Genomic DNA, 19,861 nt, shown 5'->3' on the forward strand with positions numbered 1-19,861 from the left:
CGCAGGCGTCAGGGCGTGATCGGCCGCCCGGCGTGGATGGCCAGCACGGTGTCGATCGTGTCGGCCTCGTCGGCCGTCTTGTCGTCGCGGTAGCGCAGCACCCGCGCGAACCGCAGCGCCACCCCGCCCGGGTAGCGCGGGCTGGTCTGCACCCCGTCGAAGGCGATCTCGACCACCTGCTCGGGCCGCACCCGAACCACCCAGTCGCCCTTGTCGACGGCCAACTCCTGGAACCGCTCGGTCTGCCAGCGCAACAGTTCGTCGGTCAACCCCTTGAAGGTCTTGCCGAGCATGACGAACCCGCCGGTACGCGGATCGCGCGCCCCGAGGTGCAGGTTGGACAGCCAGCCGGTGCGCCGCCCGCTGCCCCACTCGACGGCCAGCACGACCAGGTCGAGCGTGTGCCGCGGCTTGACCTTGACCCAGGCGGCACCACGCCGCCCGGCGTCGTAGGCCGCGGTCGCCGCCTTCACCACCACGCCCTCGTGGCCGGCGTCGAGCGCCTTCGCGTAGAAGTCCTGGGCCTGCTCGGGCCGGTCGACCATCGTGCGGGGCACCCGCAGCGACTCGGGCAGGGCCGCCTCCAGCGCCGCCCACCGCTCGACCCCCGGCGCGTCGAGCAGGTCGGCGCCGTCGATGTGCAGCACGTCGAAGAAGTACGGCGTCAGCGTCACCCCGTCGGCGACCGGCGCGGCGGGCGCACCACGGCGCGCCCCGCGGGTCGCCGCCCGGCTCGCCGTCTCCTGGAAGGGGCGCGGCCGCCCGTCGGCGTCGATCCCGATGGCCTCACCGTCGAGCACCAGGTCGCGCGCCGACAGCGACCGCACCGCCGCCACCACCTCGGGCAGCCGCGGCGTGATCTCGTCGAGGCTGCGGGTGAACACCGCGACGTCGTCACCGCTGCGATGCACCTGAATGCGGATGCCGTCCAGCTTCACGTCGACCGCGGCCGGTGCTCCGGTGGCGTCGAGCGCCTCGTCGACGCTCGGCGCGCTGGACGCGAGCATCGGCGCGAGCGGCCGCCCCACCTGGAGCGTGAACTCGGAGAGCGCACCGACCCCGCCGTCGAGGGCCGCGACCGCGACGGTCTTGAAGTCGCCGACGAGCAGCAGCGCCCGCCGCACGGCCGGCCCCGGCACGTCGGCGGCCCGCGCGATCGCGTCGGCAAGCAGCCCGGCCTGCGCACCCTGCCGCAGCTCACCGCTGAACAAGCCCCGCAACATCCGCTGCTCGTCGACGGTGGCGGCCGCGAACAACGCGCCCAACAGCCCCTTGCGCCGCGCCTGCGAGCCGCTCCCGCTGACCATGGAGATCTCCGCGATGGCGGCGTCGACCGCCCCGACGGTCAGCGACGGCTGCTCGGCCGGCGGCGGCAGGTCGCGCAGCCCGGCGTAGCCGACCCCGGTCTGCCGCTGCCGCAACTCACCCGCGAGGTAGGCCGACCCGGCCTCGACCTCACCCGGCTCGAGCCCCTGCAGGGCGGCAGCGAGCAGATCGACCTTGGCGAGCCGCTTCGAGGTGGCCGCCACCGCTGCCGAGGTCGCGGCAAGATCTGCGAACAGCATCTGAACATCCTGACACCCGGGTACGACAACCGTCGGCCACGGATCCCACCCGCCCCACAGGCAACAGCAAGAACCAACGTCGAAGAACGGCGCCGGCAGGTAGCGGCGGCAGGGGCGCGCTCACCGCAGGCCCGCGCGGCCCGTTACCCGTCGCCCGCGCTAACGCAGCCCACCGCCATCGCCGCGTAAGGACGCGCGCGGCCCAACGCGAACGCCTGAGGCCACCCGGCCGCACCACACCCCGCCAAGCCCGCGCCACGCGAACATCCCGGCGAGGTTGAGAAATCGGTGCCCACAGGGGCAGACCGGTCCGGCTCCGACCCACTCCCCCGGCCGGCTGCGCGAGGTGTGGGCGGCGAGCCCGCGCCGCGATCTCCGCAAGGGCGTCCCCGCAGATGATCCCAGCCGGCCGCGCACGGCAGCCGCCAAACGGTCGCGGGGCCCCGCCAGCCGTGCCATTTGCGGCCGCACCACGCGGGCACCACAACCCCCGCAGCCGAATTACGTCACCGCCGCGCAGCCACGCCACCCAACCGCCATTACGCCGCGCCATCCGACCGCCGCGCCGCGCAGCCACGCCATCCGACCGCCATTGCGCCGCGGCAGCCGCGCCGCGCAAGCGCAACAACCCCCGCTCAGCCCGCGCCACGCCCGCCACCCGCATTACGGCGCAAACCGCGCCGTCAGCCCTCCGGGCCGCTGCGTGGCCACCGGAGCGCCGCGCCGCCCACCGGGCGCCCGTCCATAAGCGGTCGTCGGTCAAAAAGAGGGCCGATCCGAGCCCGCACCTGGCGATCGCGGCGGGGCCGCGCCTGGCCGCGGCGGCCATTCGCCGCGGCCGGCACGCCGCCCCGCCGCGCGATCACATCGGGTCAGCCTCGGGGTGGCATCTGCTGGAGCGACCAGGTGTTGCCGTCCGGGTCGGCGAAGTAGACGAAGTGCCCCCACGCCTGGATGTCGACCTCGCTCGCCTCGACGCCCTTGCTGATGAGTTGCTCCCGGGCCTTGGCCGCGTCCGCGACGACGACCTGCACGCCCTTTTGCGAGCCCGGCGCCATCTCGGTGATGCCGGTGCCCAGGACGATGGAGCAGGCCGAGCCGGGTGGGGTGAGTTGCACGAAGCGGAGGTCAGGGCTGACCTGGTGATCGTGGTCGGCGTTGAAGCCGCACTGGTCGACGTAGAACGACTTGGCTCGGTCGACGTCGGTCACGGGGATGGCTACGAGCTCAATCTTCCAGTCCATGGAGCGACGTTAGCGACCGGGTGCGACAACTTCTTCCCGATTGTCGGGGGTCGGCCAGGGCCGACCCCCGATCGGGTCAAGCGGCGACCGGCTCTTCGATCCGTAGGCCGCGGGCGCGCACGCCGTCGGCGACCTTGGCGAGCAGGGCGTCGAGGGCGCATAGGTTCACCGACAGCTCGCCGAGCTGTTCGCGGAGGGCCTCCTCCGACCACGCGGAGACATCGAGGTCTCCCAGTGCACTGACCGCGGCGCCGAGCCGCGTGATGGCCTCGTTCGTACTCATGTTCGATAGCGTAGGCCATACCCCCGACAAAAAGCTGCCCAGAGATCGAAGAGTCACCCAACCGTGCCGCGGGCGGCGGTCGCCGCGACGTTGGCGAACAGCAGCGCCTCGGCCAGGCATACCCGCTGGAACTCCGCCAGGTGCAGGCTCTCGTTGGGGCCGTGCGCCTTGGAGTTCGGGTCCTCGACGCCCGTGACCAGGATGGCCGCCGCCGGGAACATCTCCTGGAACGTCGCGATGAACGGGATCGAACCGCCGACGCCCATGTCGACCGGCTCGACGCCGTCCCAGGCGGCCCGGAACGCCGAGCGGCCGGCCGCGAACATCGGCCCGCTGGTGTCGATCTCGCACGGTGCGCCGTCGGACTCCAGCACCACGGACGCCACGGCGCCCCACGGGGTGTGCTTCTCGACGTGCTCGACGATCGCCGCGTACGCGTGCTTCGGGTCCTCACCCGGCGCCAGCCGGACGCTGACCTTGGCCTTCGCGGCCGGGATCAGCGCGTTGGGCGCACCCGCGGTGGGCGGCGCGTCGATGCCGAGGATCGAGACCGTCGGGTGGTTCCAGATCCGGTCGGTGAGCCGCCCGGTGCCGATGAACGACACCCCGTCGATCAACCCGGCCTCTTCCCGCAGCCGGTCCTCCGGGTAGTCCACGACCGCCGAGTCGCGCGACGACAGCCCGGAGATCGCGACGTCGCCCGCCGAGTCGTGGAACGTGGCGATCAGCCGCGACAACACCGTCAGCGCGTCCGGCACCGCCCCACCGAACATGCCGCTGTGCACCGCCGCCTCGAGGACGCGTACCTCGACGAAGCAGTTGACCAGCCCCCGCAGCGAGGTGGTCAGCGCCGGCACACCGATGTCCCAGTTGCCCGAGTCCGCGATCACGATGACGTCGGAGCGCAGCGTCTCGCGGTGCTCCTCCAGCAGCCCGCCCAGCGACTCCGAGCCGAACTCCTCCTCGCCCTCGACGAACACGACGACGCCGACCGGCAGCGCGTCGCCGAACGCCCGCAGCGCCGCGACGTGCGCCATCACGCCGGCCTTGTCGTCGGCGGCGCCGCGGCCGTAGAGCCGCCCGTCGCGCTCCGTCGGCTCGAACGGCTCGGACTTCCAGAGCGCGAGGTCACCGACCGGCTGGACGTCGTGGTGCGCGTAGAGCAGCACCGTCGGCGCGCCCTCGGGGGCCGGCCGGTGACCGATCACCGCGGGCTGCCCGCCGTTGCGGACGATCGACACGTCGAGGCCGCAGCCGCGCAGCAGCTCGGCCACCGCCTCGGCGGAGCGCTCGACCTGGCTGAAGTCGAAGCCATCGAAGGCGATGCCCGGGATGCGGATCAGCCGTTCGAGGTCGGCACGGACGCCGGGCATCTCGCGCTCGATCGCAGCGCGCAGCTCGGACTCGGTGGGGATGGCAGCGGTCATCCCGTGATCGTAAGCCGCCCTGGATCAGCCGCTCACCCGCCGTTGGTGGTGGGGTCGTCGGGACGCCCTCGGGCGGCCCGGCCGGCGGCGTCGGCGGCATTGGCCACCCAGTCGCGTGCCCGGGCCGCGCCGGTGCCGGCCCAGTCGCCCAGGTCACTCGCGCTGTCACCGAGCCGGCGCAGCAGGCCGACCAGCGGGTCCTGGGTGCGGCCGAACGCCTCACGGTAGGACGCGGCGGCCGCCTTGATCTCCTCGCTGACGCTGGCGTCGCGGTCGTCGTCGCGGCGCGGGTAGTCGCCGCCGAGGATCCGGGCGTAGTCGCCGGAGTCGACCCAGTGGCGCAGGTCGGCGGCCCGGGCGACCGGCACCGGGTGGGTGCTCCACGCGGTCATCCGGATCTTGTGGAAGCTGTCGCGCAGGTCGCCGCCACCGTCGTAGTCGGCCGCCTGCTCCAGGAACGCCGCCGTGTCGATCTGGCTGAGGTCACCGCCGCCGGCCAGTTTCATCAGCAGCCGGAGCGCGGCCGCCGGGTCCTGGTTGGCCAGCAGGCCGGCGCGGTCGGCGGACAGCTCGGCCTTGCGCCACCACTCCAGCATCGCCGCGATGATCGCCCGCAACGCGATCGCGCCGACCGGCAGCCAGCTCAGGTTGGCGGCCCACCGGGTCAGGATCATCAGGATCGTCTTGTAGACGGCGTGCCCGCTGCGCACGTGGCCGAGCTCGTGCCCGAGCAGCGTGCGTAGCTCCTCGTCGTCGAGATGCTGGACCGAGGCGGAGTTGATCACGACGAACGGCTTGTCGAGCCCGATCGCCATGCCGCCGAGCCGCGGCGACTGCCGCACGAACAGGTCGGGTAGCTCGGGTAGGTCGAGCGCCTGGGCGGCCTCGGTGTAGAGCGTGTAGACCCGCGGATATTGCCGGTGGTCGACGCGGATCGAGGAGGCCAGGTAGGTCAGCCGGAACCCACGCTCGTTCCACATGCCGAAGAACGCCTTGACCACGTCGTCGAAGCCACGTAGCTCGCGCAACGCGGTCAACGCGCCACGATCGGCCGGGTGCTCCCAGGCCCGCGAGCTGATGCCAGTCAGCACCACCCGTCTGCGGACGGGAAGCGTCTCGCCCTGCTCGTCACTGGTCATGGGCTCCCCCGGGTCGCCGCTGCCTGTCGTCCAACCAGCGTGCACCACGGCACGGCGTGCGTCTATGCCTGTGGATAACCACTGACCGGTCGTATATCCACATCCCGACAACAAGTTCAGGCCGCGTAGCGCCGAAACCAAAAGATAAAAGATCATGGAACCTTGCAGGGGATACGCGCGACCGTGCGACCGCTGCACGAAGGAGCACGCCGGTCAACCCCTGTGGACAACACCGCCCCGGGTCAGCGAGAGAGCAGGACCGGCTCGTCGCTCCAGACCCCGGACACCACCACGTCCGCACGCGAAGCGGTCCGATCAACAGCGAAATGCCTGTTCTCCCGCCGCCGCCACCGCAGCAGCTCCGGCCGGGTGTCGACACCGTCCCGCGCCAACGACCGCCGAAGACGCAACGGACCGGGCGCGGTCACGAAGACCGCGAACGCCAACTCGGGCCCGGCCCGCATCGACCCGAACCCTTCCAGCACAACGACAGGCGCCGCCGGCACCGGAATCCACGGCCCGGCGAACGCACCCCGTGCCCAGTCGTAGCGCCGATGCCGCCCCGGCCGACCCGACCGCAACGGCCCGAGCACCAACTCGTCGAGCCGCGACCAGTACGAGAACTGGTCGTCCCAACCGTCGAGAAAGTCGTCGGTGTGGACCAAGGGCACGTCACCGAGCGCGGCCCCGAGTCGCTCGGCGAGCACCGTCTTACCCGCGCCACTCGGCCCGTCGACGGCGACGAGCCGCGTCTGCCCCAGCCGAGGTCGGCGCCGCAGGATCCGCCGCGCCAACCCGTCGAAGGTCGTCACGGTGCGCCGGGCGGCACGAACGGCAGCCCGGCGGGCGCACCACGCTCGACCAGCCGCCACAGCGCGTCCGTGTCCAAGTGCTCCTCGACCAGGTCACCGAGCAGGTCCAGGGTGCGCTCCCGGACGGCGGCGAACACCGTACCCGGAGCGGTTGTGAATCCGGTCCGGCCCGACAGCCGCGCCGCCTCGCCGAGGAACCAGCGCCGGAACCCGTCGGACTCGAAGGCCCCGTGCCAGTGCGTGCCGAACACCGCCCCGTCCCGGGCCCCCTCCGGCCGACCGTCCAGATAGGTCAGCAGCGGAGCCGGAGGCGCGCCCGCGGAAACGTACCCGTGATGGATCTCGTAACCCCGCACCGGCAAACCGCCGCTAGAAGTGCCCGACGCGAGCGTCACGGTCTTGCGGGGGTCGAAGGTGACCTCGATCGGCAGCAGGCCGAGCCCGTCGACGGTGCCCCGGCCGCTCTCGACGTCGTCGTGGATCGCCCGCGCGAGCATCTGGTAGCCGCCGCAGATCCCGAGCACAGGCCGCCCGGCCTCGGCCCGGCGGGCGATCGCGGAAGCCAGACCGGTCTCCCGCAGCCAGCGCAGATCGTCCACGGTGGACTTGCTGCCGGGCAGCACGACCAGGTCCGCGGCGGCGACGTCGGCCGGCTCGATGGTCAGCCGCACCCGCACGCCGGGCTCGGTCGCGAGCGCCTCGGCGTCGGTCGCGTTCGAGACGCGCGGCAGCCGCACCACCGCCACGTCGAGCCATTCGCTGCCGTGCGGCGCCGCCGGCCGCCCGAGCGTGCTGCCGTAGGCAAGCGAGTCCTCGGCGTCCAACCAGAGGTCGAGATGCCATGGGAGCACGCCGTACGTCGGGCGTCCGGTGACCCGCTCCAGCATATCGATGCCCGGCTGGAGCAGCCCGCGGTCGCCACGGAACTTGTTGACGACGAACCCGGCGACGAGGTCCTGGTCGGCCTGGTCGAGCAACGCGACCGTGCCGAACATGGCCGCGAACACGCCGCCGCGGTCGATGTCGCCGACGACCACGGTGGGCAGGCGGCCGTGCCGGGCCAGGCCGAGGTTGACGAAGTCGGTGTCCCGCAGGTTGATCTCCGCCGGGCTCCCCGCGCCTTCGCAGACGACCACGTCGTACTCGGTGCGCAGTTGGTCGAAGGTCTCGAAGACGACGCCGGCGAGCCGCGACTTGAGCGCCCGGAAGTTGCCGGCGTCGACCCGGTCGACCGCCTCGCCGAGCACGACGACCTGGCTGGAGTGGTCGCTGCCCGGTTTGAGCAGCACCGGGTTGAAGCGCACCTCGGCCGGAATCCCACAGGCGGCGGCCTGCATCGCCTGCGCCCGCCCGATCTCGCCGCCACGCCCGTCCGGACCGACCACGACGGCCGAGTTGTTGGACATGTTCTGGGCCTTGAACGGCGCCACGCGTACGCCCTGCCGGCGCAACCAGCGACAGATGCCTGCCGTGACGACGCTCTTGCCGGCGTCGGAGGTGGTGCCGGCGACGAGCAGGCCGCCGTTCACCGGGCGACCGCCGCGCGGCGCCGGGGTCTCGCGAAGGCGACTGCCGCCGCCAGCGCCACCGAGGCGACCCCGACCGTCCCCGACAGCTTCGCCGCCCGGGCGATGTGGCGGAAGTCGGGACGCGGACCGTCGCCGAGGTACGGGCGGGTCTCGCTGCGTCCGAAGTAGACGTTGCGCCCACCGAGCCGCACCCCGAGCGCACCGGCCATCGCCGACTCGCACTGGCCGGCATTGGGGCTCGGGTGGTCGGCCCGGTCCCGCCGCCAGACCCGCAACGCCTCCGCCCGCCGGCCCCGGACCCGCGGCGCGGAGGCCACCGTCAACAGCGCGGTCAGCCGGGCCGGACCGAGGTTGAGCACGTCGTCGAGCCGGGCCGCAGCGGTGCCGAACCGGGCGTAGCGCGCCGACCGGTGACCGACCATCGCGTCCAGGGTGTTCGCCGCGCGGTAGGCCAGCAGCCCCGGCACGCCAGCGACGGCACCCCACCACAGCGGCGCGACGACCGCGTCGGAGGTGTTCTCGGCGACCGACTCGACGGTCGCCCGGGCCAACTCCGCCTCGTCGAGCGCGGCCGGATCGCGACCACACAGGTAGTTCAGCCGCCGCCGCGCACCGGGCAGGTCGCCGCCGCGCAGGAAACCGGCCATCCGCCGTCCCTCGGCCCGCAGCGTCCGCCCGCCGAGCACGGTCCAGGTCGCGGCCGCGGTCACCACGAAACGGGACACGGGACGCCCGCGCGTGGCCAGCGCCGCCGCGACCCCGAGCATCGCGGGAGCGCCGACGGCGATCAGCGTGTACGCGGCCCCCGCGCGGCGGTCGTCGCGATAGACCCGGCGTTCCAGGCGCTGCGCGAGCGTGCCGAACCCGGCGACCGGATGGAACCGGCGCGGGTCACCGAGCAACGCGTCGAGCCCGTACCCGGCCAACAGCCCGGCGGCGTCGGCCGCCCGCCCGCCGAGACTCACCCGGTCCACCGCCAGCCATCCCACATGATCACCCTAGCGGCCGGCTCATGGCCGCCTCGGGGACCGCCTCAGGCGGCCTTCGCGGTGAACCGGCCCGGCGCGAACTGGTCGATGTTGTGCAGCGTGTAGCCGGTCTGGGCCAGGTCGGCGAGGATCTCGCCGATGACGGGTGCGAACTTGAAGCCGTGCCCGGAGAAGCCGGCTGCCAACGTCACCAGGGGCGCTTCCGGGTGCGGGCCGAGGATGAAGTCGCTGTCGGGCGTCATCGTGTAGAGGCACGGCTTGGCCTCCAGGTACTTGGCGTCGGCCAGCGCCGGCATCCGCCCACCCAGCCACGCCAGCATCGTCGCCAGGTCGTCGGGGGTCGCCGAGGGTGCGCCGAGCTCGGCGTCGGCGGGCCGCTCACCGCTGTGGAACGCGGCCTTGACCACGGCACCCACGCCCGGGCCGAGGTCGTGCAGGTCGGCGGGCGGTGCGAACGCGGGCACGCCGTACCCCACCTGGTCGTCGCTCGGCTCCCAGATCCAGACGGGGCACCGCCCGATGGCGAAGACGTCGGCCGGCAGCCAGTAGTGCTGCATCCGGCTCTCCAGCGTGACAGGTGCGCCGGGCATCTGCAGCAGGTCGGCGGCCCACGGCCCCGGGCAGACGACGAGCCGGTCGGCCTCGATCGTGTCGCCGTCGACCCGCACGGTCACGCCGTCTTCGGTCGCGTCCCAGCCGCCGACGGTGGCGCCGTAGCGCAGATCGGCGCCCGACCGCTCGGCCAGGCGCAGGTGAGCGGTGATCGCGGCCTCGGGACGGATGATGCCGGCGGCCCGCTCGTAGAGCCCGACCTCGTCGTCGGCGGGCGTGAAGGCGGGGAACCGCTGCCGGATCGCGTCGGCGTCGAGCAGCTCGTGCTCCAGGAAATGGGCGCGCGCGGACGCCAACGCACCGGACACCTGCGCGGAGTCCTCGCGGCCGACCATCAGCCCGCCGGTGCGGGTCATCAGCTCGACACCGGCGAGCTCACCGAGCTGCTGCCAGAGCTCGTAGGCGCGCTGCACCAACGGCACATAGGCACGACCTTCGGCGTACGCCTGACGAATGATCCGCGACCCGCCGGCGTGCTCACCGCGCCCGTGCGGCGGCGTGAACCGGTCGATTCCCAACACCCGCATGCCACGGCTGGCCAGGTGGTACGCGGCCGCCGCGCCCATCGTGCCGAGCCCGACGACGATGACCTCGGGCCGGCTGCCGGTCATTTCCATTCCGGCAGCCTAAACGCAACCGCGCATTCGGAAGCGGACAGGAGATGCGTAATCCACCCTGACGCGTCGCACCGTCCGGCCTGGTCACCCTGGCGGTGCGCCCTGGTTGTCCAGACCCCGACCGGTTGGCCCGGGCCGTACCGATCACCCAGACATCTGCGCCGCTCCCGGCTGGTCCGCGGCCGCGACCCGCGCCGGCCCACGGCACAGCCGGCGTTTCGCTCCCGCGCCGAGCCGGCCGAGCACGTTCCCGGCACGCAGATAGTCGTCGTAGCGTTCGGCCCCCGCCAGCACGGCGAGGAACCGGGTGGTCTCGGCCGGATCGTCGGCGATCGCGGCCAGCAGCAGCCGCTGCGCGGCCGACACCCGCAGCGTCGCCAGCGACCTGGTCATCGAGTAGATCGGCAGCGCGGCCGCGTCGCGGTCCCGCTGATAGCCAGCGAGCGCGTCGTCGAGCCGGCCGCCAGGCCCGAGCCCCCGCACGATCGCCGCGGCAAGAAGCTCGGCATCCCGGAAGGCGTTGCTGATGCCCTGACCGGCGACCGGGTCCATCACCACGCCGGCGTCGCCGACCAGTGCCCACCCGGGGCCGTGCGCCGCGCGGAACCCGTTCGGCACGTCCGGCGCCAGCCGGAACGGCTCGGCCCGCACCCCGGCCCGGACGCGCTCGCCGAGGTCGCCGCCGCAGCGGTCGAGCACGGCCTGGTAGCTCGCCCCCGGATCGGCCCGGAACCGGTCGAAGTCGGCCAGCGGCGCGAACAGCGCGACCATCACGAGCCCGTCGTTGGTGGGGAACGCCGGGACGGTCAGCCCGGGCCGGACGTGGATCTCGCCGACCGGCAGGTCGACCCCCGACCAGTAGGTGTAGCAGGCGAACGTCACCGGCGGCCGCACGTGGTAGGCCCGCGCTCCGACCGCCTCGGCGATCGTGGACCGCTTACCGTCGGCACCGATCACGAGCGGGGCCGTCTCGGTGGTGCGGCCAGCAGAGGGGCCCCTCCCCCTCCCCTCCCCGCGTTCTCTGCCGCCGATGCCGGTTACCCGGCCTTCGGCGTCGCGGGTTAGTTCTTCCACCGCGAAGCCTTCGCGGACCTCGGCGCCCGCCTCCCGGGCGGCGTCGGCCAGGGCCGCGTCGAGCACGGTGCGGCGCGGCCCGTAGAGCGCGTCGACACCGTCGACCGTCGGGTAGCGCCCGTGCAGCACCGCCGGCCGGCCCGCGTCGACCCGGACCGTCGGCACCGCCGGCGTCACCGCGGCGATCCGGTCGAGCACGCCCCACCGCCGCAGTCGGGCGATGCCGGGCACCTGCACCTGGTGCGTCGAGAGGGTGTCGCTCGGGAAGCGCGCGCGGTCGACGGCCAGCACGCGCAGCCCGGCCCGGGCCAGCAGCATCGCGGTCGCGGCACCGGCTGCCCGGGTGCCGACGACGATCACGTCATGGTCCATGAGGCCTCCTCCATACGGAACCGTATGGAGGAACCATACGGTAGCGTATGGCTGTGCGTAAACCCCGTCTTGGACGCGATGACTGGACCGCCGCGGCGTTGACCGCGATCGGCGAGCAGGGCCTGGCCGGCGTGGCCGTCGAGCCGCTCGCCGCCCGGCTCGGCACCACCAAGGGCAGCTTCTACTGGCACTTCGCCAACCGGGACGCCCTGCTCGAGGCCGCCCTCGGCAGCTGGGACGAGACGTACACCGACGCGATCCTGCGCACCGTCGACGCCGAGCCCGACCCGGCCGCCCGCCTGCGCGCACTGTTCGTCGCGGTGACGGCCTCCGAGCGGGCGCCGGTCGAGGTGCACCTGCACGCGGCGGCCGACCACCCGGCGGTGGCGCCGGCGATGCGCCGGGCCGTGGCCCGGCGGACCGCCTACATCGCCACGCAGCTCGTCACGCTCGGCTTCGAGCCCGCCGAGGCCGACCGCCGGGCCCTGTTCGCCTACGCCACGTACATCGGCCACATCCAGCTCGTCGTGCGCATCCCGGAGGCGGTGCCGCAGGGCGCCGCGCTCGAGGCCTACCTGGGCACGGTGTTGGCCGCCGTGCTGGGCAACGCGGACAGCGGCGGGCCGGCGGCCAACAGCACCGGTCAGGCCGACACCGACTCCTCCTCGGGCGTGGGTGCGGGCAGGTCGGCCAACTCCGAATCGTCGAACAGCTCGGCGCTGTCGCCGTAGCGGGCGGGCACGTCGTCGTCGGCGACCTCCTCGGTCGGCTCGCCGCGGGCCCGCAGCGCGCCCTCGTCGTCGTCGAGCTCACTGGTCGCGCCGGCGCCCCGGGTGCGCACGAACCGCGCCTTGCCCCGCGACAGGTCATGGCCGATCGCCACCGCCTCCACCTCGTACGACGTGCGGTTGTTGCCCTCGCCGTCAGACCAGTCGCGGGTGTAGAGGCGGCCGACCACGACGACCGGGTCGCCGGTCATCACCGAGGACGCGATGCCCTCCGCGAGCCGTCGCCAGCAGGTCACCCGGACCCGAAGGCTGTTGCCGTCGACCCAGCGGTCGTTGTCGCGGTCGAATCGGCGCGCCGTCGACGCGACCCGGAAGCTGGCCACGAGCGTGTTGGTCTTGGTCGTGCGGCGCCACTCGGGCGCGGTCAGCACGTTGCCGACAAGCGTCACATAAGTATCGAACATCATCATCTCCACAAGAAGGCGGAACAGCGGGCGAGTCGACTCGGAGCACCAGCGTCGCGAAACGCGGGGCGACGCGCCACGGGCGGACTGACGGCTGTGGATAACCGGCCGGCTGTGGAAAACCGAACGATCAAGTTCAGATGTGCTACAGGAGCGGTAAATTCGGGACGTGGCAACAGACGTGGAGATAGACGTCCTCGGCGAACCGTACGAGCGCCGGGTCATCGACCTCGGTCACGACGACGAGGGACCGCTGGTCGCGACGCTGGTCAGCCGGCGCGCCGAGCGCTCGACCGGCCGTGCCGTCCTCTACGTGCACGGCTTCGTCGACTACTTCTTCCAGACCCATCTCGCCGACTTCTACGTCGACCGCGGCTGGGACTTCCACGCCATCGACCTGCGGCGCTACGGCCGCAGCCTGCTGCCGCACCAGACACCGAACTTCACCACCGACCTCAGCGAGTACTTCACCGAGCTCGACATCGCCGCCGAGCTGATCGGCGCCGACACGCTGCTGGTCAACGGCCACTCCACCGGCGGCCTGGTCGCGTCGCTGTGGGCACATGCCCGGCGTGACCGAAAAATGATCGATGGTCTCTTCTTGAACAGTCCGTTCTTCGAGTTCAACATGCCCTGGCTGATGCGCGGCCCGGCGCTCGCCGGCGTCGCCCGGCTGGGCCGCCGCCGCCCGCGCCGAGCCGTACCCCGTGGCCTGGAAAGCCTTTATGGGCAGAGCCTGCACATCAACTACCGCGGCGAGTGGGACTACAACCTGGCCTGGAAGCCGATCGAGGCTTTCCCGATCTACGCGGGCTGGGTCGGTGCGATCCGCTCCGCGCACCGCCAGCTCTGGGCCGGCCTCGAGATCCCCGCACCGGTGCTGGTGGCCTGCTCGACCCGCACGTTCCGCGGCGCGAAATGGCACGAAAGCATCAACGTGGCCGATGCCGTCCTCGACGTCGAGCACATCGTCCGCTACGCGCCGCGCCTCGGCCAGCACGTCACCCTGGTCCGCATCGACGGCGGCCTCCACGACCTCACGCTCTCCGGGCCCAAGCCCCGGGAGCAGCTGTTCACCGAGGTGGGCCGTTGGATCGACGCGTACGTGACTCCCACTGACGGGGGTCCGGCGGTTGGCGCCGATAGTCCGGATCTGGATAGTCAGGTTCGGGGCGCTGGCGCGGCGGCTGCCACCGGGGCGGCGCCGGATCAGGTGCCGAGCTGACCGGTCGCGGCCCAGTCGCGGCAGCGCGGTTCCAGCCCAGCTCCGGCGGTCGTGGCCCGGGCCGTCGCCCGGCCAGCAGCGGCTGCCACTCCCCCTGCCGCCACACCAGCAGCTCACGGCTGATCGGATGCTGGTCGCCGGCCATGAAAACCCGCTCGATCGCCCGGCGCGCCTTGTTGAGCCCCGGCGGCGACTCACTGCCCGTGATGATCACAACATCCCGGGCCGGAACCCCGACGACCAACTCACCGGGTACGCGCGGCGCGATCTCGTCCCAGAACTCCTCGGCCAGCAGCACGCTCGACTCGAGTCCCTCGAAGGAGAGCATCAGCGCCGGTGGCCGGCCGTGGATCTGCGCCCTGCGCAAGTTGTCGTAGAGGTGGTCGATGGCCACCCGCCGCAGCGTGCGCCGGTTGATCGCCATCCGATCAAGATCCGACCAGCTGACCAATCTTTCCCCGAACGGAGGACCGAACGAGTAGGCGACGGCGATACCCTCCGTGAACTCGTCGAGCACGTGCCCCTCGTCGACCGAGCGATCAGCGGTCGACACCAGGAGCGGTAGAAAGCGGGTGCTCGTCACCTGCACGCGTGGAAACCTAATATGTGCAAGCGAGATCGTCACGCCCTGGCTGTCCGTCAATTCGACCGACACAGGGTGCGACATCCGCCAGGCGCTCGTAGCTCAGTGGATAGAGCAGGGGTCTTCTAAGCCCAGGGTCGCAGGTTCGAATCCTGCCGAGCGCACCATCGGCCCACGTCGGGTCGTCCGCTGCCGGCGGCAGCCGTCCAGCTTGACCAACATCGGCCGGGCGATCCACAACCTCCTCTCGACCCGTCAGGTCGTGCGAAAAGCGACACGAAGCTGTCGGATCCGCCGCACGGCGTACGTGGGTCAGCGAACGCTTCGTCGACGATCGCAGAGGAGACACATGACCTTCCGACACGGCGTACGTGGGCGGACAGATCTCCTGGTACAACCGCACGGTTTCGGTCGCGGCCGAGGTGGACGACTGGACACCGGAGCAGTGGGTCTGGACCTACGCCGAGTTCGCGGCGTTCGCCGGCGACAGGAAGATCAGCCAGAAGGGCATCTGGGCACGCGAGGGTACGGCCAGGGAGACGTTCCCGCTGGGCGACACCAACCTGGTCGGCGGCGTCAACCGGATCCGGATCATCCTGTGCCGCGACAGCGGCCCGCACATCCAGCCCCACCAGAACGGCTTCTTCCGCGAGTGCGGCCCGCACGGCAACCACCACCATCCCTGGTGAGTGACGCGTCCGGCGGCCACGGTGCGTCCGTGGCCGCCGGACCACCGCTCAGCCCACCAGCCACAGCCAGTCGGCGTCGCGACCGGCCGAAAGCAGCGGAATCATCCGGAACGCCTGATCGGTCAGGCCGCCGAAGGTGTGCCGGTTGCCCGACCCGGACGGCGCGTGCCCCATCCGGTAGCCGGCCAGGTTCCACGTGAACATCGGCACCGACGCCGGGACCGCGCGGTCGACGCTGCCGCCGGCCGCCGCCTGCTCGTCGGTGACCACCACGACCCGGTCGTGGCGGGCGAAGTGCCGCCGCAGCGCGCCGGAGGTGTCCGTGCCGTCGCCCAGGAAGAACCCGCCGGCCTTCCACCGCTCGATCGACCGCAGCAACGACTCTCCCGCGACGAGCGGGAACACCTTCGTCGACGTGGAGAACGAGACCACGTCGGCGGCCGCGCACCGCTGGGCGAGCGCGACGCCGAAGATGACCGCGGCATCCCAACGCCGCAGCGTGCCGTCCTTGCTGAAACCGGCGTTCATCGAGTACGACGTGTCGACCAGCACCAACGTGCGCCCCGGGAGCGCAGGCACCGACGCGAGCGAGTGTCCGATCGCCTGCTCGAGCGGGTACGCCCACCGCAGCGACGGCGCCGCCCGGTAGGCGGACAGGAACCGCATCGGAAGCTGCCGCGACGCCGAGACCTGGGTCGGGTCGGCCAGCCGCGCGGCCACGACGCCCGCGACCGCGTCGGAGACCCCCGCCTGGTCGAGGTTGCGCAGGTTCCGCAGCAGTGCCGTGTAGCCCATGCCCGGAACGAGCGCGGACCACAGCGCGGCCTTGTCGAGGCGGTCGCCGGCCAGCGACAGCACGTCCTCCCACGTCATGCCCGCGGCCCGCAGCCGGTCGGCGTCGAGCAGCACGCGCGGGTCGGTGGCCGCGGCCTGCCGGATCTCACCGTTCGCGGTCAGCATCGGCAGCGACTCCCGGCGTACCTCGTCGCGGTTGTGGCGCCGCTCCAGCGCGACCTGGAACAGGTCACCCTGCCAGGGCGCGGCCGGCACCGGGTGGACGAGGTCGATGGCGTCGGCGAACCGGAAGCCCTTGCTGGCGGTGTCGTACTTGAGGAGCCCGTACTCCGTGTAGAGCCGTGCGATCGCGTCGGCGATCCCGCGCTTGACCGGCTTCGGGATGGCGCGGCCGTAGCGGGACGTCCAGTACGCCAGGGCCTCGCCCGGCTCGTCCGCCCGCTTCAGCACCGCGGCGACGAGCTGACGACCGCCCGGCACGCCGGCGTCGACCAGCGCGCGGGTCGCCTCGAGCGCGCCGACCAGCGACGCGGAACGCAGGTTCGCGTCGGAGCGCAGCCAGCCGAGGAAGCCGGCCACCCAGGCCGGGTCCGCGACGGCCACGTCGCGGACGAGCCGCGCGAAGCGGCTGTCGCGGTCACCCGCCGACTCGTAGAACGTGGCCTCGCCGACCATGTTGGTCACGGCGAGCAGGAAGAGCTCGGACTTCTGGTCACGGGCGAAACCCGGACCGCCCTCGTACGTCCGCCCGGTCGGCGTGGTCGCGGTCCGGACCGGGCTCGAACCGGGCGCCGTACGCGTGTTGAACTTCGCCATAGGTTTGGGTCCCTCCGCCCGAGAAGGAGCCACGTCCAGATGGGGGGTGCCCGAGATCAAGTCGGTCCGGCGAACATTAGGTGCTCTACCGATTGAGCTACGCCGGCCCAGAGCCGACGACGGGACTCGAACCCGCAACCACCCCGTTAGCAGCGGAAGAACTCCGAACCTGCGCACCGGGCACCCCATCTGAAGTTGTGCTCCCCGAGATCAGATCGGCGACGGCGTTAGCGGGACTTGAACCCGCCGACCTTTACAGGGTCGCGTTACGGAGAAGTAGCCGTCGCCCGCGCACCGGGGAGGTGCGTTCGCAGCGGGACCGGATGGCCCCACCCGTCGCAGGCCCCGGTGTCGAACCGGGCGGACCGCCGTTATGAGCGGCGGCTGGACAGCCAACGTCCCCCTGCGCAGTGTTTCCACAGTGGATGGCATGAAGCAGCGCGGACGGGACTCGAACCCGCACATGTCCCGGGTGAAAACCGGGCGACTCTACCTATTTCGTCCACCGCGCCGTGCGTGTCCCGGGAGGGCTTCGAACCCCCGACCCCCTGCGCGTCGAGCAGGTGCTCCACCAGGCTGAGCTACCGGGACGTGGTAGCGGGAGCGGGATTCGAACCCGCGATCTCAGGCTTATGAGGCCAGCGAGGACGACCGAGCTCCTCTATCCCGCAAGTGTTCCGTGAGGGATTCGAACCCCCGACGCGCGGCTTAAGAGGCCGCCGCTCTGACCAGGCTGAGCTAACGGAACAGGGCAGTGGCGGAGAGTGCCGGAGTCGAACCGGCCGACGAGTCACCCCGCCCACGAGTTAGCAACTCGCTTGCCCCACCGATGGCGGACTCTCCATTGCGCCCCGTACCGGGATCGAACCGGCGGCCTTCCGTTCGACAGACGGACGCTCCTCCATTGAGCTAACAGGGCAAGACCGACGTGCCCCCGGCTGGATTCGAACCAGCGGCCTCGGCCTTCGGAGAGCCGCGCTCTTCCGCTGAGCTACGAGGGCATCGTGAGAGCGGAGGGATTCGAACCCCTGAGCCCGAAGGCAACTGGGTTACAGCCAGCCCCACCTCACCATCGGTGGCGCGCTCTCCTGGGGTGAACGCAGGGACTCGAACCCTCGCCTTCCGGAACCACAATCCGGCGTGCACACCCGTACACCACGAACACCGAGCCCGGACCTGGGATCGAACCAGGGGCCCCTGCTGTGTGAAAGCAGTGCTCTCCCGCTGAGCTACCCGGGCATTGTCGCTTCCCCGGCTGGATTCGAACCAGCAGCCTTGCGATTAACAGTCGCCTGCTCCGCCGATTGAGCTACGGGGAACTGCGGCGTGCGTGCGCCCGCCGCGTGGTGATGGTGTCCCGTGACGGATTCGAACCGCCGACGACGTGGGTTAAGAGCCCACCGCTCTACCAGGCTGAGCTAACAGGACGGGACATTGTCGTCGGCCATGCGACGGTAGAATGTGGACATGCCTTCCGAGGTCGAAAAGGCGTGGGTAGCGGGTATTCTCGACGGCGACGGGTGCGTCACTCTCCATGGGTACGCAGCGAGCAAGGCTTATCGAAAACCACTCATCGTGGTCGACAGCACCGATATCGAGATCCTTCAGGAGCTAAGTCGCCTCTATGGTGGCGGACTCGTCGTCAAGAAAAAGGCCAAGGATCACCATCTTCAGGCGTGGACCTGGCGCCTCTACGGCAGCGACAAGGTTCTTGCGCTGATTGCCGACGTGCTGCCGTACATGCGATGCGCAGTCAAGGTCGACAGGGCGACGTTGCTCGCCAACGAGTACAAGCACGTGACGCGTCGAAACGGCTACTACACTCCCGATGCCCGCGCTCGAAAGGAAGCGTTCGAGGCACGTTTCATGGCGATCGGCGCTGGCCGGGGAAGTCAACGGCGGCGGGCATTCGCGGAGGAGGGCGGGGTCGAACCGCCACAGGTCTGACCTCAACCGTTTTCGAGACGGTGGCCGGCGCCATCTGTCGGCTGGCTCCTCCTTGGTCGGGCTGGCCGGATTTGAACCGACGACCTCTGCTTCCCGAAAGCAGCGCGCTACCAAACTGCGCCACAGCCCGTTGTGTGCCCGCGGCAGGACTCGAACCTGCTGCCTCCGGCTTCGTAGGCCGGCGCTCTCTCCAGATGAGCTACGTGGGCGTGTTACCCGTACCCGCCAAGGGATTCGAACCCCTACCCTCCTGGTCCTGAACCAGGCGCCTCTGCCAATTGGGCTACGCGGGCATTGACGTACACGAGCGTTCGAGCGTGTACGAAGATGTTCGAGAGTGTTCGTGCACTGTGGACTTCATCGAACCCCGGGCTCGACCATCGTCGATGACGGCCAGGCGGGTCGTCATTTTCAGGGGGTGGTCGAGCATGAAGGGCAACAGATCGGTCGTACGGTGGACCGGCCGCACGTTGCTGGCGCTGGCGTTGGCCGCCGGCGGCCTCGTCGTCGCGCCCGGTGCGGCTTTTGCCGACTGGGCTTACAACGCGACGTCGACCAAGAGCTCCAAGGGCGGCTACGCGTCGGCTTACTACACCGGCGTCGGGAACTACTACCCGGAGCTCACCGTGTGTGACCTCGGCCCGGCGGACGGACTGCGGGCGCGGGTCGAGTTCTGGTACGGCGGACAAGGAATCAACCTCGAGGCCACGGGTGGCAGCGGCAGCTGCGTGACCGTCGACTACCCGCTCAGCCGCGGCACCCACTTCACCATGAAGGCCTGCTTGCGCAACGGGTCGGTACCGAACAGCCAGCCGACGAACTGCGGGACCCTCAGGCAAGGTGTGGTGCCGTAACCGCACCTCTTTCCGGAGGCCGGGCCGCCGGCGAAGGGCGGCCCGGCCCACGTGGAGTGACGCGGTATCGAACCGCGCACGCGAAGCTTGCAAGGCA

At 71.4% G+C, this 19,861-nt stretch carries 16 protein-coding genes, 17 tRNA genes and 1 pseudogene; 6 read left to right on the top strand and 28 right to left on the bottom strand.

Going from position 1 to position 19,861, the window contains the following annotated elements:
• Positions 1-8: 8 nt before the first annotated feature.
• The 10 genes from CHC05_RS34415 to CHC05_RS34460 all read right to left on the bottom strand — a co-directional run bounded on the left by CHC05_RS34415 (position 9) and on the right by CHC05_RS34460 (position 11,663).
• A complete protein-coding gene (locus CHC05_RS34415) occupies positions 9-1,565 on the bottom strand; it encodes an ATP-dependent DNA ligase (protein WP_089254825.1) in 1,557 nt (518 codons plus the stop codon).
• An 872-nt stretch (positions 1,566-2,437) separates the two neighbouring features.
• On the bottom strand, positions 2,438-2,809 hold the full coding sequence (locus CHC05_RS34420; RefSeq protein ID WP_089254826.1) for a glyoxalase superfamily protein: 372 nt from the start codon (positions 2,807-2,809) through the stop codon (positions 2,438-2,440).
• A 76-nt stretch (positions 2,810-2,885) separates the two neighbouring features.
• On the bottom strand, positions 2,886-3,092 hold the full coding sequence (locus CHC05_RS34425) for a hypothetical protein (protein WP_089254827.1): 207 nt from the start codon (positions 3,090-3,092) through the stop codon (positions 2,886-2,888).
• 53 nt (positions 3,093-3,145) lie between these two features.
• Positions 3,146-4,519: a dipeptidase gene (locus tag CHC05_RS34430; protein WP_089254828.1), complete on the bottom strand. Its 1,374-nt coding sequence runs from the start codon at positions 4,517-4,519 to the stop codon at positions 3,146-3,148.
• Positions 4,520-4,551: 32 nt separating this feature from the next.
• Positions 4,552-5,658 carry a M48 family metallopeptidase gene (locus CHC05_RS34435; protein ID WP_089254829.1) on the bottom strand — a complete coding sequence of 369 codons (1,107 nt, stop codon included), beginning with the start codon at positions 5,656-5,658 and terminating at the stop codon, positions 4,552-4,554.
• Between the two features lie 242 nt (positions 5,659-5,900).
• Positions 5,901-6,470 (bottom strand): uridine kinase family protein, encoded by a 570-nt coding sequence (locus CHC05_RS34440; RefSeq protein WP_089254830.1) that lies wholly within the window; start codon positions 6,468-6,470, stop codon positions 5,901-5,903.
• Positions 6,467-7,999, bottom strand: coding sequence for a cobyric acid synthase (locus CHC05_RS34445; RefSeq protein ID WP_089254831.1), 1,533 nt, complete (start codon positions 7,997-7,999; stop codon positions 6,467-6,469). Before CHC05_RS34445 ends, CHC05_RS34440 begins: the two co-directional genes overlap by 4 nt.
• Positions 7,996-8,988, bottom strand: coding sequence for a cobalamin biosynthesis protein (locus CHC05_RS34450; protein ID WP_245871367.1), 993 nt, complete (start codon positions 8,986-8,988; stop codon positions 7,996-7,998). The genes CHC05_RS34445 and CHC05_RS34450 overlap by 4 nt, the downstream gene beginning before the upstream one ends.
• A 44-nt stretch (positions 8,989-9,032) precedes the next feature.
• On the bottom strand, positions 9,033-10,217 hold the full coding sequence (gene solA, locus CHC05_RS34455; RefSeq protein WP_245871368.1) for an N-methyl-L-tryptophan oxidase: 1,185 nt from the start codon (positions 10,215-10,217) through the stop codon (positions 9,033-9,035).
• A 144-nt stretch (positions 10,218-10,361) separates the two neighbouring features.
• Entirely contained in the window at positions 10,362-11,663 is a 1,302-nt protein-coding gene (locus tag CHC05_RS34460; RefSeq protein WP_089254833.1) for an NAD(P)/FAD-dependent oxidoreductase, read from the bottom strand.
• Between the two features lie 47 nt (positions 11,664-11,710).
• Here CHC05_RS34460 and CHC05_RS34465 point away from each other — a divergent pair, with 47 nt between their 5' ends.
• A complete protein-coding gene (locus CHC05_RS34465) occupies positions 11,711-12,394 on the top strand; it encodes a TetR/AcrR family transcriptional regulator (protein ID WP_089254834.1) in 684 nt (227 codons plus the stop codon).
• On the opposite strand, the pseudogene ssb reads toward CHC05_RS34465, so the two are convergent.
• Positions 12,319-12,858 (bottom strand): annotated as a pseudogene (ssb, locus tag CHC05_RS34470) (single-stranded DNA-binding protein); the annotation flags it as partial. The gene CHC05_RS34465 and the pseudogene ssb sit on opposite strands and share 76 nt — an antisense overlap.
• A gap of 178 nt (positions 12,859-13,036) precedes the next feature.
• On the opposite strand from ssb, the gene CHC05_RS34475 reads away from it, so the two are divergent.
• The 3 genes from CHC05_RS34475 (at position 13,037) to CHC05_RS34490 (ending at position 15,352) form a co-directional block, all read left to right on the top strand.
• Positions 13,037-14,080, top strand: coding sequence for an alpha/beta hydrolase (locus CHC05_RS34475; RefSeq protein ID WP_089254835.1), 1,044 nt, complete (start codon positions 13,037-13,039; stop codon positions 14,078-14,080).
• Positions 14,081-14,754: 674 nt separating this feature from the next.
• Positions 14,755-14,830: transfer RNA gene (locus tag CHC05_RS34485), tRNA-Arg, on the top strand.
• Positions 14,831-15,034: 204 nt separating this feature from the next.
• Complete coding sequence (locus tag CHC05_RS34490; RefSeq protein ID WP_089254837.1) at positions 15,035-15,352, top strand: hypothetical protein; 318 nt, start codon at positions 15,035-15,037, stop codon at positions 15,350-15,352.
• A gap of 48 nt (positions 15,353-15,400) precedes the next feature.
• Here CHC05_RS34490 and CHC05_RS34495 read toward each other — a convergent pair whose 3' ends face one another.
• From CHC05_RS34495 to CHC05_RS34545, 13 genes are all read right to left on the bottom strand, one after another.
• On the bottom strand, positions 15,401-16,963 hold the full coding sequence (locus CHC05_RS34495; RefSeq protein ID WP_089254838.1) for a TROVE domain-containing protein: 1,563 nt from the start codon (positions 16,961-16,963) through the stop codon (positions 15,401-15,403).
• 436 nt (positions 16,964-17,399) lie between these two features.
• A tRNA-Glu gene (locus tag CHC05_RS34500) sits at positions 17,400-17,475 on the bottom strand.
• Between the two features lie 5 nt (positions 17,476-17,480).
• Positions 17,481-17,554, bottom strand: a tRNA-Val gene (locus tag CHC05_RS34505).
• A gap of 1 nt (position 17,555) precedes the next feature.
• Positions 17,556-17,634, bottom strand: a tRNA-Met gene (locus tag CHC05_RS34510).
• Positions 17,635-17,636: 2 nt separating this feature from the next.
• Positions 17,637-17,711: transfer RNA gene (locus tag CHC05_RS34515), tRNA-Lys, on the bottom strand.
• Between the two features lie 7 nt (positions 17,712-17,718).
• Positions 17,719-17,806 (bottom strand) — tRNA-Ser (locus tag CHC05_RS41825).
• A 4-nt stretch (positions 17,807-17,810) separates the two neighbouring features.
• Positions 17,811-17,882: transfer RNA gene (locus CHC05_RS34520), tRNA-Asp, on the bottom strand.
• A 10-nt stretch (positions 17,883-17,892) separates the two neighbouring features.
• Positions 17,893-17,964 (bottom strand) — tRNA-Arg (locus tag CHC05_RS34525).
• A 4-nt stretch (positions 17,965-17,968) separates the two neighbouring features.
• Positions 17,969-18,051 (bottom strand) — tRNA-Tyr (locus CHC05_RS41830).
• A 1-nt stretch (position 18,052) separates the two neighbouring features.
• A tRNA-His gene (locus tag CHC05_RS34530) sits at positions 18,053-18,128 on the bottom strand.
• 2 nt (positions 18,129-18,130) lie between these two features.
• Positions 18,131-18,202 (bottom strand) — tRNA-Val (locus CHC05_RS34535).
• 7 nt (positions 18,203-18,209) lie between these two features.
• A tRNA-Asn gene (locus tag CHC05_RS34540) sits at positions 18,210-18,282 on the bottom strand.
• Positions 18,283-18,313: 31 nt separating this feature from the next.
• Positions 18,314-18,391, bottom strand: a tRNA-Lys gene (locus CHC05_RS34545).
• A 39-nt stretch (positions 18,392-18,430) separates the two neighbouring features.
• Here CHC05_RS34545 and CHC05_RS34550 point away from each other — a divergent pair.
• Complete coding sequence (locus CHC05_RS34550; RefSeq protein ID WP_144022900.1) at positions 18,431-18,910, top strand: LAGLIDADG family homing endonuclease; 480 nt, start codon at positions 18,431-18,433, stop codon at positions 18,908-18,910.
• On the opposite strand, the gene CHC05_RS41835 is transcribed toward CHC05_RS34550, so the two are convergent.
• From CHC05_RS41835 to CHC05_RS34565, 4 genes are all read right to left on the bottom strand, one after another.
• Positions 18,876-18,962, bottom strand: a tRNA-Ser gene (locus tag CHC05_RS41835). The two genes, CHC05_RS34550 and CHC05_RS41835, sit on opposite strands and share 35 nt — an antisense overlap.
• 1 nt (position 18,963) lies before the next feature.
• Positions 18,964-19,040 (bottom strand) — tRNA-Pro (locus CHC05_RS34555).
• Positions 19,041-19,045: 5 nt separating this feature from the next.
• Positions 19,046-19,119 (bottom strand) — tRNA-Arg (locus CHC05_RS34560).
• 10 nt (positions 19,120-19,129) lie between these two features.
• A tRNA-Leu gene (locus CHC05_RS34565) sits at positions 19,130-19,203 on the bottom strand.
• Positions 19,204-19,338: 135 nt separating this feature from the next.
• On the opposite strand from CHC05_RS34565, the gene CHC05_RS34570 reads away from it, so the two are divergent.
• The gene (locus CHC05_RS34570) at positions 19,339-19,764 is read left to right on the top strand and encodes a hypothetical protein (RefSeq protein ID WP_089254840.1); all 426 of its coding nucleotides are present in this window, start codon (positions 19,339-19,341) and stop codon (positions 19,762-19,764) included.
• The last annotated feature ends 97 nt before the right edge of the window (positions 19,765-19,861 follow it).

The sequence above is a fragment of the Asanoa hainanensis genome, assembly GCF_900188485.1.
Lineage (GTDB): Bacteria > Actinomycetota > Actinomycetes > Mycobacteriales > Micromonosporaceae > Asanoa > Asanoa hainanensis.